The 13,602-nt window shown below is 41.9% G+C and carries 10 protein-coding genes; 4 read left to right on the forward strand and 6 right to left on the reverse strand.

The annotated features are described in order from the left end of the window. The first annotated feature begins 199 nt into the window (after positions 1-199). Together FH971_RS05855 and FH971_RS05860 are read left to right on the forward strand one after the other, a co-directional pair. A complete protein-coding gene (locus FH971_RS05855) occupies positions 200-1,471 on the forward strand; it encodes a DEAD/DEAH box helicase (protein WP_140233696.1) in 1,272 nt (423 codons plus the stop codon). Further along, positions 1,468-2,604, forward strand: a complete 1,137-nt coding sequence (locus FH971_RS05860) for a CobW family GTP-binding protein (RefSeq protein WP_140233697.1) — start codon at positions 1,468-1,470, stop codon at positions 2,602-2,604. Before FH971_RS05855 ends, FH971_RS05860 begins: the two co-directional genes overlap by 4 nt. 100 nt (positions 2,605-2,704) lie before the next feature. Here FH971_RS05860 and FH971_RS05865 read toward each other — a convergent pair whose 3' ends face one another. From FH971_RS05865 to nadK, 3 genes are all read right to left on the reverse strand, one after another. Next, on the reverse strand, positions 2,705-5,509 hold the full coding sequence (locus tag FH971_RS05865) for an FAD-binding and (Fe-S)-binding domain-containing protein (RefSeq protein WP_140233698.1): 2,805 nt from the start codon (positions 5,507-5,509) through the stop codon (positions 2,705-2,707). 94 nt (positions 5,510-5,603) lie between these two features. Next, on the reverse strand, positions 5,604-7,256 hold the full coding sequence (locus FH971_RS05870) for an L-lactate permease (RefSeq protein WP_140233699.1): 1,653 nt from the start codon (positions 7,254-7,256) through the stop codon (positions 5,604-5,606). Positions 7,257-7,578: 322 nt separating this feature from the next. Further along, positions 7,579-8,457: an NAD(+) kinase gene (nadK, locus tag FH971_RS05875; RefSeq protein ID WP_140233700.1), complete on the reverse strand. Its 879-nt coding sequence runs from the start codon at positions 8,455-8,457 to the stop codon at positions 7,579-7,581. Between the two features lie 158 nt (positions 8,458-8,615). On the opposite strand from nadK, the gene grpE reads away from it, so the two are divergent. Then, positions 8,616-9,209 carry a nucleotide exchange factor GrpE gene (gene grpE / locus FH971_RS05880; RefSeq protein WP_137221948.1) on the forward strand — a complete coding sequence of 198 codons (594 nt, stop codon included), beginning with the start codon at positions 8,616-8,618 and terminating at the stop codon, positions 9,207-9,209. 228 nt (positions 9,210-9,437) lie between these two features. Here grpE and dxs read toward each other — a convergent pair whose 3' ends face one another. The 3 genes from dxs to xseB are packed head-to-tail and all read right to left on the reverse strand — an operon-like array spanning position 9,438 to position 12,482. Beyond that, positions 9,438-11,303, reverse strand: a complete 1,866-nt coding sequence (gene dxs / locus FH971_RS05885; RefSeq protein ID WP_137221946.1) for a 1-deoxy-D-xylulose-5-phosphate synthase — start codon at positions 11,301-11,303, stop codon at positions 9,438-9,440. 22 nt (positions 11,304-11,325) lie between these two features. Further along, positions 11,326-12,207, reverse strand: coding sequence for a (2E,6E)-farnesyl diphosphate synthase (ispA, locus tag FH971_RS05890; RefSeq protein ID WP_140233701.1), 882 nt, complete (start codon positions 12,205-12,207; stop codon positions 11,326-11,328). A gap of 38 nt (positions 12,208-12,245) precedes the next feature. Further along, on the reverse strand, positions 12,246-12,482 hold the full coding sequence (gene xseB / locus FH971_RS05895; RefSeq protein WP_140233702.1) for an exodeoxyribonuclease VII small subunit: 237 nt from the start codon (positions 12,480-12,482) through the stop codon (positions 12,246-12,248). A 350-nt stretch (positions 12,483-12,832) separates the two neighbouring features. Between xseB and pomA the strand changes: the two genes are divergently transcribed. After that, positions 12,833-13,600, forward strand: coding sequence for a flagellar motor protein PomA (gene pomA / locus FH971_RS05900; protein WP_140233703.1), 768 nt, complete (start codon positions 12,833-12,835; stop codon positions 13,598-13,600). The last annotated feature ends 2 nt before the right edge of the window (positions 13,601-13,602 follow it).

The raw sequence follows: 13,602 nt of genomic DNA on the forward strand, positions 1-13,602 counted from the left end.
CCATCGACCCGATATTGATGTAGCTTTTAGATGAAAATACCTTGCAGGTAAAACATATGACTAGTTTGATATGAAATTGGTGAAATATTGGTTTCTCTCTATCTTTATCTCATCCCTTAAACCTAACTGAGGTTAGTTATTCTGTTGGGGATTAGTATACAATAGCGACCTATTTTTATTTGCTTTTATTGGGTCTGTTATGTCATTTACGTCGCTAGGGTTACCGCCATTAATATTAGATGCGGTTAATCAATCCGGGTATCAAACTGCTACTCCTGTTCAACAAGCAGTGATTCCGCTAGCGCTCACCGGTCGAGACGTATTAGCCAGTGCTGAAACCGGCACCGGGAAAACAGCTGCTTTTGCATTACCTTTGTTAAGCCAGCTCATGGCACAAGATGATGTGGATTTGTCGCCGTCGCAACGTTTACGTGTACTTATCATGACGCCTACGCGTGAGTTAGCGATTCAAATCGAACAGAACTTAGTTAAATACAGCCAGTTTATTAATCTTACTAGTTTAGCCGTTTATGGTGGCGCCAGTATCAACCCTCAGCGTAAGGCATTAGAGCAAGGCGTGGATGTATTGGTGGCAACACCAGGACGATTGTTCGACATTATTGGTCAGCATGAATTGGATTTATCATCGGTTACTCATTTGGTGATAGACGAAGCTGACCGGATGCTCGACCTTGGCTTTGTTAAAGATATCGAAAAAGTGAAACGCTTAATTGCTCGAAAGCATCAAACCATGATGTTTTCGGCTACTTTTTCTGAAGAGGTTAAAACCCTTGCCGCTAAGATGCTAAACGATCCTGAATTCGTCCATGTTGAAACCCAAACCACAGCCGCCAATGTTGTCCAGCAAGTGTATAAAGTGGATACTCGCCGTAAAGCCGAGCTGTTATCGGAACTCATTGGTAAACATAATTGGCAGCAAGTGATGGTGTTTACCAGCCGCAAAGAAACGGCAGATCATTTATACCGCGAGTTAACCCTAGACGGTATTAAGGCATCGGTATTTCACGGTGATAAAAGCCAAGGGGCACGCAACCGTGCATTAGAAGAGTTTAAAGCCGGTCAGTTACGAGTATTAATCGCCACAGACTTGGCCGCTCGTGGGCTTGATATCCAAGCGCTGCCAAGAGTGATTAACTTTGAATTGCCTGAAGAGTGCGAAGATTATATTCATCGTGTTGGGCGTACGGGTCGAGCAGGATTAGGTGGTGAAGCCATTTCGCTGGTGAGCCCGCAAGAACTTGAATTGCTTGGAGCGATAGAACAACTCATTGAACAAACATTGCCAATAATGGTGCCAACAGGGTATGAAGAAGGCGCACCACTGCCTGCCCGATACCGAGATGTTGCGGCAGAAAAACCGAAAAAAGCGTTTAAACATAAACGCGGCAAGCCATCTCAAACAGACGTAAAGCCTACCCGAAAAGGCAAATACGCTAAAGCGAAAAAATGATCACTAAACCGATAAAAACCAATATTATTACTGGCTTTTTGGGTGTGGGTAAAACCACGCTCATTAAACAATTGCTAGCCCATAAGCCGCCTGATGAAGTGTGGGCAGTGTTGGTTAATGAATTTGGCGAAATTGGTATTGATGGCAGTTTGCTTAATACTGTTACGGCAACTTCAGATAATAATCAAGCTGATCAGCAGCCAAACCAAGCAGCAGCATTGCCAAGTGTGGTGATTAAAGAAGTGCCCGGTGGTTGCCTTTGCTGTGCTGCTGGTGTGATGACACAAGTGGCGATCAATCAACTTATTCAACAAGCTAAACCTGACCGATTATTGATTGAACCGACTGGTCTTGGTCATCCTGCAGAAATTATAACGTTATTACAGGCCCCACATTTTCAACAAGTGATTAAATTGCAAACCAGCTTATGCTTGGTTGATGCACGTAAAATCAGTGACGACCGTTATTACAACCATGATACTTTTATTCAGCAATTACAAATTGCTGATACGGTGATTGCCAATAAAGCGCAATACTATACTGAGCAAGATAAACAACAGTTAACCGAGTTTATGGCTCAGCTACAGCGAGCCGAGACTCCGGTACTTTATTGTGATGCTCACTTTACTCAAACAGCGTTATTGCAACAGATTATCGATTTATTGGATCAACCCACAGCTAAGCTTAATCGCAAGCAATCATTAGCATCGACTAAGCCTACACGTTTATTAACAGGCGGTGCTAAGCAATGGTTTTTGCCAATGGCTTCGTCAACATCGCCAGTGAATGACGATGATCAACAATTTGACCAACAACAGCTTGCTGAGCAAGGGTTTATCTATAAAACCAATCAAGGTGAAGGTTGTTACAGTAGTGGCTGGATTATTGATAGCCAACGCAGTTTCAACTTTGAGCTGTTTATGCGGTGGGTTGAATTGGTCAAAGCGTTAAATGTGCTTAGGCTTAAAGCGATAGTTATCACTGACGATGGTATTTTAAGTGTCAATATGGTCGATGATACACTGAGCTTAGATGAATTAGATGATGCGCTTGATTCGCGAATTGAGATCATTAGCGAGACACCACTTGATGGCGATACATTGCAACAGCAGTTGTTTGCTTGCGCGATCTAGCAAGAACTTGTTATACACTTTGGCATCACTTTCATATCCCAATAAAAAAGGACATTGATAGATTATCAATGTCCTTTTTATTGACCTTGTTCCTAGTTCACTAACGTGTACATTCTTCAAGTAGATAAGCTAAGTGACGGTAAGAAATACCGCTATGGTGAGTTAACCCCACTTCACACGTTCGGTTAGCGTAATAACCTTCTTTGGTTTCTAGCGGAATGAGCTTTTTAATGTTGCGCAAAGCACTGGCGTTAATTTCTGGCTTGTACAAGCCTTTCTCACCAGAATAACCACAGCAAGTAATGCCTTCAGGTAATACAACATTGTGAGTACATGCATCTGCAATAGCTTGCAGTTTAGGCTCTAGCTTCATCTTACGAGCGCTACAACCTTGATGAAGGGTAATGTTGGCTTTCTTAGTAATGGTCATGCTTGGTAATAATTCGTCATGCATAAACTCAACTAAATCGAGCACTTTCACTTTTGGGTTACCCGTTAGTGTTCGATAAGTACAAGACAGTGCATCAACTACTATTGGCACTTTGCCATTTTCAGACAGTTTACTGAGCGTTTCAATCAGTTCATCGCGCTTAGCGTTGGCATTTTTAAAATCACCTTTTGACTCCCACATCTGCCCACAGCATAAACTACGGGTATTCTCTGGAATAATGACATTGTAGCCAGCACGCTCAAGTAAGGTGATAACCACTTCTGGTAATGTGCGGTTGTCAGGATCTTTCGGCGTTGGACCAAAGGTTCTGCCACCACAAGCTGGGAAGTATAAAACCGTTGGCTGACCTTGTTTAGGCGCTGAAGGTTTAGTCACTTTTCCGCCTTTAGCGAAGTCAGGGTTCCAATAGGGTACTTCTTTAGAAATAAGACGGCCGGCTTTCATTATCGAATTGGTAATGCCATCACCTGTTATTTTATGGACAATGTTTAAAATATCAAAGCCTGTGCTGATCACTTGGTTAACCGCACCATAATGCTTAGCTTGGAAGTCGAGCACTTTTTGTTCTGTGGTGGTGATGTATGGTGTACGTAATTTACGAGTCAACTCACCCATGCTGTTATCAACTGGGCAGGCAATGGTACACAACTGACACGCTGCACAGGTGTCAATAACATCGTATTTGGAGCTAGCACGCATTTTTGCCGCAGCTTGTTGGTCACCAGATTGTTCTAAACGTTCTATTTCACGAAGTACCGCAATCCGTTGACGTGGCGAGAAGTTCAGTGCCGATGTAGGGCAGGTTTTTTCACAAAAACCACACTCAATACAGTTGTCGACAAAGTCATCAACCACGGGACAAGGTTTAATGTTTTTAACGTGCACCAACGTGTCGTCATTGAGGATAACCCCAGGGTTTAATAATCCACTTGGATCGAATACCTGTTTAATTTGCTTCATCAAGGTATAAGCGTCGCTACCCCATTCCATTTCAACAAATGGGGCGACAGCACGACCGGTACCATGTTCAGCTTTCATTGACCCGTCGTACTTGTTGATCACCATTTCTGCGACATCTTGCATAAAGCCATGGAAACGATTGATATCGTCTTGTGAGGCAAAAGTGGGTGTAATAATAAAGTGGAAGTTACCCGCTAATGCATGGCCATAAATGACCCCTTCAGGATAACCGTGTTTATGGAATAATGCGGTTAAGTCGGCTGCCGCGGCGGCTAAGTGCTGAACCTCAAATGCAACATCTTCAATAATGACTGATGTGCCTTTTGGTCTTGCTCCGCCAATAATAGGGAATAGACCAGAACGCATCGCCCAATATTGGCCATAAACAGCAGGATCATTACTGAATTCGGTTGGACGTTCCGTTTTGATATGAGCAATTTTTTCAATCACATCTTCAGTATATTTTGTTAATGTTTCAGCATCGTTTGCACGACACTCAATTAATAAAATTGCTGAACCTTCGGGTAAATTACTGAGCCATAGCGGCATACCAGCTTTGCCGGTAACCGACTTAATTGATGCCCAGTCAAGTAATTCTGCTGCAGCTACGCTATCACCTATAATAGGGGGGATTGCACTCGCGGCATCTTCCATATTGAAAAACACGGCCATGGCAGAGGCTTTGTATTTGGCCTCTTCAACCGTGTGATAAGTCACTTCATTAACAAATGCGAGTGTGCCTTCAGAACCTACAATTAAATGGTTGATTAAATCAAAGGGATCACTAAAGTCTACCAGTGCATTTATGCTGTAGCCCGTGGTATTTTTAATTGAGAATTTTTTACGAATACGTGCTGCTAAAGTCGGATTGTTTTGGGTTAATTGTGCCAAATCACTTAAGGCCGCTAGCAACATGGGCTGCGATTGACTGAATGCCGCTTTTGAATGTGGGCAGCCTGTATCAAGTTCAGTTCCATCTGCGAATATTAATTTAGCCGACTTGATTGTTTGATAACTGTTTTGAGCGGTACCACAACACATACCAGAGGCATTATTTGCCACCATACCTGCTATTTTAGCTGAAGCTAAGGTGGCAGGATCGGGGCCAATTTTTTTATTGAACGGCTTTAACGCTAAATTAGCATCAGAACCAATCACTGCGGCGCCTAAAGTGATGGATAATTTGTCTTCGCTGATGTCAATATTTCGAAAGCCATCATGACCTAAAATCAATAAAATACCTTCACCGATAGCTTGACCCGATAGACTGGTACCCGCGGCACGAAAAGTCACTGGTACGCTGTTAGCTTTGGCAATATTAAGGGTGATTTTAACTTGTTCAGGGGTATCTGCATGCACCACAATTTTAGGTACGATACGGAAATAACTGGCATCTGTTGACCACGCAAAACGGCGGACAGGATCATTCGATACGGCGTCAGCGCCGAGTTGTGATGTTAACGTATCCATCACTACTTGATAATTAATAGTCATAACATGTTCTCTTAACACTTGGATGAACAGCAGGCATAGCGTGCCTACTGTTATTGTATTGTTATCGTTAGATTAGAAGTCACTTTATGGTGAATTAAAATCCACCCCAGATAACTGCAATGGTGCCTGCTACTAGGGCATAACCTAGGGCAATAGGCATTGTTTTACGAATAATTTCTGATTCTCTTCCTGCCATTCCCACAACGGTTGCTGCAGCCACGACGTTCATCACACACATCATATTACCCGCATTAGCGCCAATACCTTGTAAGGCTAACGCGATAGCGTGATTCATTCCGATATTGTCGGCAACAGAGTACTGTAGGCCTGAGAACATCATATTTGAGAAGGTTGCCGAACCTGAAAGGAAGGCACCAAAAATACCTACAATTGGAGAAACCCAAGCCCAAACTGAACCCATGCTATTGGCCAGTAAGTCTGCTAATGCAACTGGCATTGACTCGAGGCCTGCACTATTTACTCCAGAGTTAAGGAATATCTTCACCATAGGTACTGATGCACCTAAAGAAATAATCGTTGGCAGCATTGAACGACAAGATACGGTAATTGATTGTTTCATTGCAGCAGGCTTCATTTTAAATAAGATAAAACCGAATAAGCAGACCACGACAAAGAATACACCCGGAGCATAGAGCGTGGCAAAGCCTGCTTTAAGTTCGGTACCCAGTAAACCTGTCCAACTAATATTAAAGCTGGTTAACCAGCTTTTAAATGGGGCAATGACACGAGACAAGACTAACAAGGCTGCCATAATGACGTATGGCGACCAAGCTGCCATTTGTGAAAACTTAACGGGTGTTTGATTAACAGCTAGATCTCCGTCTGATTTATTGTCATTTTCACTGAAATCACACCAAGGTTGTGATGGTAATAACCAACCTTTTTTAGCCACTGGAATGACTAATGCCATACCCACAAGTGAACCAATAACCGATGGGAACTCAGGACCTGCAAAATAGTTAATTAACCATGCAGGTACCGTAAAGGCAAAGCCAGCAAACAGGGCGAATTTCCAAATTTGTAAGCCTTCTTTAATTGATTTATTTCGACCAAAAAAGCCGGTTAAGACACAAACCATTACTAACGGAATCAATGAACCTGTCACTAAGTCTATTGTAATCATGTGCTTAGCAATAAACTGTGCGTAACCCACAAAAGTACCACCATGTTCAGCAAATTGACCTGCTGCCATGTTGACTCCACCTTCAGTTAGACCTTGTTCCATACCAAACAATACGGGTAGACCAATCGCCCCAAACGATACGGCTGTAGAGTCTCCTATTAATGCAACCACAGCAGCTGCAATCGGTGGTACGCCTAATAGTACTAACAACGGCGCCCCAATGGCCGCTGGTGTACCAAAGCCTGCTGAGCCCTCAATGAAGGAGCCAAACAACCAACAAATTATCACAACTTGAACACGAGCATCCGCACTGATGTTAGTAAAACCAGCTCGAATGGTGTCCATAGCCCCGGAATATTTGAGTGTGTTTAACAAAAATACCGCACCAAAAATAATGGTTAACGGGGTTAATGCAGATAGAAGCCCTTCAACGACAGATGCAGCAAGGAGTTGCGTGTCCATTTGCCAAATAAAGACCGCCGCTAGCCCTGTCACTACCATTGATATCGGCATCGCTTTGGATGCCGGTAAGCGCATAAGGACTAAAAATACCATTACGCTTATAATGGGCGTTAAGCTAGCGAGTAACTGTAATATTGTCATGCATACCTCTGGTATTGTGGGTACTAAATTATTATTATTTGTTAGCGTTTCGCTAACGAGGCTGTAATAGACGTTATTTAAGTGTTAAAAGTGTTGATCGAGATCATTTTAATAACCAAGATAACGTTTTCGTTGATAAAAATGAGATCTGTGTCTAATACTGGAATAGTGGTATCGGTTCAGAGACTCATTTTGGGGACGCAGAGACATACAAATAAAGCCAAACGATTGAACGATTGGCTTTAAAATAACGTTAATTAGTCAATGTTAATGTGAAGGGGTTCACGCGACAGATATTGAAAATGTAAAAAAGTGTAAAATGTTAAAAGAGTTTACTGCCCCAGCCTAATTTTTGGCGTAATACATGGAAGTAATTGTGGCCTTTGGGATGTATGAGTCTAAGGCGTTCAGACGATCGGCGAATAAATATTTCATCGCCAGGTAATACCGCTAAATGCACATGGCCATCACAACTGACTTCGAGGTTTTCACCATTATCTGGCGATACTACAAGTTTTATAATGCTGCATGCATCGACCACAATAGGGCGGCAAGACAGGGTATGTGGAAACATAGGCACTAAAATAAGAGCTTGCAGATTAGGGGTTAAAATTGAGCCTCCAGCAGACAAAGAATAAGCAGTGGAACCGGTAGGAGTGGAGACAATCATTCCATCTGCGCGCTGGCTATACATAAATTGCTCATCAATATAGACCTCAAATTGGATCATATGAGCAATTTTACCTGGGTGAAGAACCGCTTCATTTACAGCTGTGTTACTTGAGGTTATTTTTCCATGACGGTGAACTTCAGCTTCTAATAAAAAACGGTGTTCGGTTTCAAATTCACCGCTAAGCACTTTCGATAAAGCTTCTTCAAAATTATCGGGTGGTAAATCCGTTAAAAAACCTAAGTTTCCTCGATTTAAACCAATAACAGCAACGTTAAAACGAGCCAATACTCTGGCAGCACCTAGCATATTGCCATCACCGCCGACTACGATGGCTAAATCACAGTGTTCACCCATTTCAAGCAGATCCATTGAACAAACGTCTGAACCTAATTCTGCAGATACTCGTTCTTCAACAATGACTTTATACCCTTGCATTTTTAACCAATGATGCAACCGGGTTAATGTAAGGTTAGTACCTTGATGATGTGGCTTACCGATGAGTCCAATAGTCTGAAACATTTTAGTCATATTCGGGTTTGTTATGCCTTTAGGCCTTGAAACATGAAAATTGATCCCCATAATATACTCAAACAAATTAAAAGTGTGAGATTTACTGTTAAATTCCAGTAAATGGCCACTTTATTGTCCTAGAATAGCCAATAACGCATTTTTTAGCCGGAGTGAAAATGAGTAACGAATCGCAAAATCAAGTGGAAGAAGTCGTCACATCTGATGTCGCGGCTGATGAAGCAAGTTTGATGGATGAATTAACCCAAGCAAATTTTAGAATTGAAGAATTAGAGCAGCGCCTTGCTGAATCAGAAACTGCACTAGCTGAACGTAAAGATGTTGAAATGCGTGCAGCAGCAGAAACGCAAAATATCCGTACTCGTGCGGCCAAAGATGTCGAACAAGCACGTAAATTTGCTTTAGAAAAATTTGTTAACGAATTATTGCCTGTGATAGACAATATGGAGCGAGCATTACAGGGGACTAACCCTGAAGATGAAGCAACTAAATCTATCTATGAAGGTGTTGAATTGACCATGAAGGGTTTTTTAACCTCGGTTGAGAAGTTTGGTGTGACCCAAGTTAATCCTTTAGGTCAACCATTTAACCCTGAACATCATCAAGCCATTGGTATGCAACCAAGTGCTGAGTATCCTGCTAATACTGTGATGATGGTTATGCAGAAAGGTTACTTATTGAATGGTCGTATATTACGCCCAGCAATGGTGATGGTATCTCAAGGCGGCGAAAGTGTGGATGTCGAAGCATAAAGATTAATTTAAGTCTGACACTTAAGTTAGTTACTAATATAGGTCTCTAATATTAGTATTCAACATTAGCTTCTTGTATTAGTCGATGGTATTGATCTTTAGCATTCATCATGAGTTGTTAAAAAACAGACACAAAAAAGGACTGAATCTTCAGTCCTTTTTTATTGGCTTTATTTGATGCTATGAATAGCAAATATAATCATCGCAACCATAAAAAATACAAAAGCATTAAGCTATAAACTCTTGGATTTGCGCTAAAATACCTGCTGCATCAAGTCGAAGTTCTGCGATTATTTCATCAGGTGCGCCATGTTTTATAAATTCATCTGGCAAACCAATCTGCAATACAGGCTTTTCAATACGCATTTTGTGCAATGCCTCAAGCACTCCTGAACCCGCTCCACCCATGATTGCATTTTCTTCTATGGTCACAATGACATCATGACTGTTTGCAACTTGTTCAAGTAATTCTAGATCAAGCGGCTTAACAAAGCGCATATCGGCAACTGTGGCATCTAACTTGTCAGCAGCATCTGTTGCCGCTGCCAGTGTGGTGCCAAAGTTAATAATGGCAATTTTTTGGCCTTGACGGGTTAACACGCCTTTGCCAATAGGGAGTATTGTCATGGTTTCAATTTGCTCGGCACCTGTTGCAGACCCTCTAGGGTAACGAACAGCGACAGGTCCATCTTGATAACAATATCCAGTGTAAAGCATTTGGCGACATTCATTTTCGTCAGATGGCGCCATAATGATCATATTTGGAATACAGCGCATGAAACTTAAATCGAATGCACCTTGGTGAGTTGGTCCATCTGCGCCAACAATACCACCACGGTCAATGGCAAATAAAACGGGTAAACGTTGTAATGCAACATCGTGGATAAGTTGATCATATCCACGTTGTAAAAAGGTCGAGTAAATAGCGACGACAGGTTTTAAACCTTCACAGGCAAAACCTGCAGCTAAAGTCACTGCGTGTTGTTCTGCAATTGCAGCATCAAAATATTGCTTAGGGAAATGCTGCGAAAACTCAACCATTCCAGAGCCTTCACGCATAGCAGGTGTAATCGCCATTAACTTATCATCAGTGGCCGCCATATCGCATAACCATTTACCAAACACTTGTGAAAAAGTGGGTAAACCTGGTTTTGTTACCGGTTTCTTAAACTGGCTAGGGTCGAATTTAGGCACTGCGTGCCAACCGATAGGATCTTTTTCAGCAGGCTCATAACCACGACCTTTTTTGGTCATGATATGCAATATTTGTGGCCCTTTCAGGTTACGCATATTACGCAAGGTTTCGACAAGGGAGTCCACATCATGGCCATCAATTGGGCCAATATAATTAAACCCAAGCTCTTCAAATAATGTAGCAGGTACTACCATGCCTTTAAGGTGTTCTTCAGTGCGTCTAGCCATTTCTTTAATGACGGGCATACCTTGTAGGACTTTTTTGCTGTTTTCACGAATAGTGGTATAAAAACGGCCTGACATTAGCTGTGCTAAATGATTATTAAGTGCGCCAACGTTTTCTGAAATCGACATTTCATTGTCATTGAGGACCACAAGCATGTCATTGTGCAAGTCGCCAGCATGATTAAGGGCTTCAAACACCATCCCACCTGTCATGGCGCCATCACCAATGACGGCAACAACTTTTCGCCCAGCATCTTCCTTTTCCGCGGCGATTGCCATCCCTAATGCTGCACTAACAGAAGTACCAGAGTGACCGACACTAAAGGTATCGTATGGACTTTCTTCACGCCATGGAAAAGGATGCAAACCATTCTTTTGTCGAATGGTGTGCATTTGCTCACGGCGATCGGTGAGAATTTTATGCGGATATGCTTGATGGCCTACGTCCCACACTAGTCGATCAAATGGGGTATTGTAGACATAATGAAGTGCCACAGTTAATTCAACTGTGCCTAAGCCAGAAGCAAAATGTCCGCTAGAAATACCTACAGACTGAAGTAAAAATTGTCTAAGTTCATCAGACACTTGTGGAAGTAAACCTTGAGGTAACTTCCTTAATTCTTCTGGCGTATTAGCTTTAGCTAGTACTGGGAATTTAGAAATATCAAAACTCATAGCGAGATTTTCAGACTCTTTATTATAATCTTCGCTCAACTATATAGTGGGCGAAGTCTGCAATTAACTGGCTATTGTATGGTAATTTAGTCAGCGCTGATAGTGCATCTTGTATTAGTTGTTCCGCACAGTCTTTGGCACCCTCGAGACCTAACAATTTTGGGAAGGTACTTTTATTCGATTGCTGATCAGAACCCTGAGGTTTCCCCAGCTCTTCTGTGCTTGTTGTGATGTCTAAAATATCGTCTTGTACTTGAAACGCTAATCCAAGTGTTTGGGCGTATTTCATCATCAATTGATAGTGTTCATCAGGTATGTCGGCAGCAATTAAAGCAAGCTCGACGGCACAACTGATTAATGCCCCGGTTTTTTTATTATGTAATTCGGTTAATCTAGTTAATTCTATACTGTTATCTGTGGCACTGAGATCAATTGCTTGACCACCGCACATGCCTTGATACCCGGATGCTTTTGCTAATGCCCTAACCATGGCTAATTGCTGTTTTGGATGTAAGTCGCTACAGGGTGCCGTCATTATTTCAAAAGCTAAGGTTTGCAGTGCGTCACCCGCAAGAATTGCTGTAGCTTCATTAAATGCAATATGAACCGTGGGTTGACCACGACGAAGTGCATCATTGTCCATTGCCGGTAAGTCATCGTGTATTAAGGAATAAGCATGGATACATTCAATGGCAGCAGCGGCCTTATCAAGCGCATGACTATTAACCCCAAGCATCTCACCGACACTGTAGACTAAAAAAGGCCTAATGCGTTTACCACCCAATAATGCCCCATGAAGCATTGCTGCTTTTAAGTCTGGCGCCGCATCATCAAGCTGCGTTAAATGTTGGTTTAGAATACCATTAACGCGTGTTTGGTATGTTTTTATCGCTTCAGCTAACACGTATCAAGCCCTATTATTCAATACACACTATTTGACGATTATTCACTTTCAACAGTGAACGGCGCTAATTCAGCATCATCTTCATTTAATAAGATAGAGACTTTTTGCTGTGCTTGCTCAAGTTTGGCTTGGCTTTGTCGCACTAATTTAATGCCTCGCTCAAATTGTTTAAGTGCATCATCCAGCGAGACTTCACCTTGCTCTAAATGAGCAACAATGGTTTCAAGTTCAGTTAATGATTGTTCAAAACTGAGGTTTTCTGGTTTTTTAGCCACGATTAATATTCCTTTCATTCAGCGTGTGACAAGGTATATCAGCCCAGCGTATCGGTCAAATACAGTCGCTGGTTATTTGCTCAACAGCACGCTTTGTTATTGAATTTTGTTTAGAATATGCAAAAACAAGCTAAACTTGAGCGGAGTTTGTCCGATAACAAGTCATGGTTTAACATTGCTAACGTAAAATAGTATTGCAACTCTTGCTGTAATACATAACGATGGGCAAGATAGTTTACACGATATGATGTTGGATTATTCGGGTTATATAGCGTGCGCTAATGCATCATAACGTAGCACAATAAAGTAGCACAAATAGGCAGCGTAATGACTGCGGTTGAGGAGATGTTGTGGATTTAGCTACCCTAATAGGTATTATCGGTGCTTTTGCATTTATTATTGGTGCGATGGCCACCAGCGGCGGTGTTGGATTATTTATCGATGTACCGTCAGTTTTGATTGTTGTGGCAGGCTCTTTATTCGTTGTGATGATGAAATTTAACCTCAAGCAGTTTTTAGGTTCGATAAAGATTGGTATGAAAGCCTTCATGTTTAAATTAGATAAACCTGAAGATTTGATTGAACAAGCTGTCACCATGGCTGATGCCGCCCGTAAAGGCGGTTTTTTAGCCTTAGAAGAGGCGGTTATTACCAACACCTTTATGCAAAAAGCTGTCGATATGTTAGTTGATGGTCATGATGGTGATGTGGTGCGTAATGCTTTAGAAAAAGATATTGCATTAACGGAAGAACGCCACAAAACAGGCATTAGTATTTTTAAAGCCATGGGAGATGTTGCCCCTGCGATGGGTATGATTGGTACTCTAGTGGGTTTAGTGGCGATGTTGTCTAATATGGATGATCCTAAATCTATTGGTCCGTCAATGGCCGTGGCATTATTAACGACACTTTATGGTGCCGTGATTGCGAACATGATAGCTATCCCGTTGGCGGATAAATTATCATTACGAATGAATGAAGAATTGTTGAATCGTAATTTAATCATGGATGCGGTACTAGCGATTCAAGATGGTCAAAATCCACGGGTGATTGAAGGATTCTTGAAGAATTACCTATCAGAAAAACTCCGAGTCATTGACACAACGGACGGAGAGTAACT

Source organism: Shewanella polaris (genome assembly GCF_006385555.1).
GTDB classification, from domain to species: Bacteria; Pseudomonadota; Gammaproteobacteria; order Enterobacterales; family Shewanellaceae; genus Shewanella; species Shewanella polaris.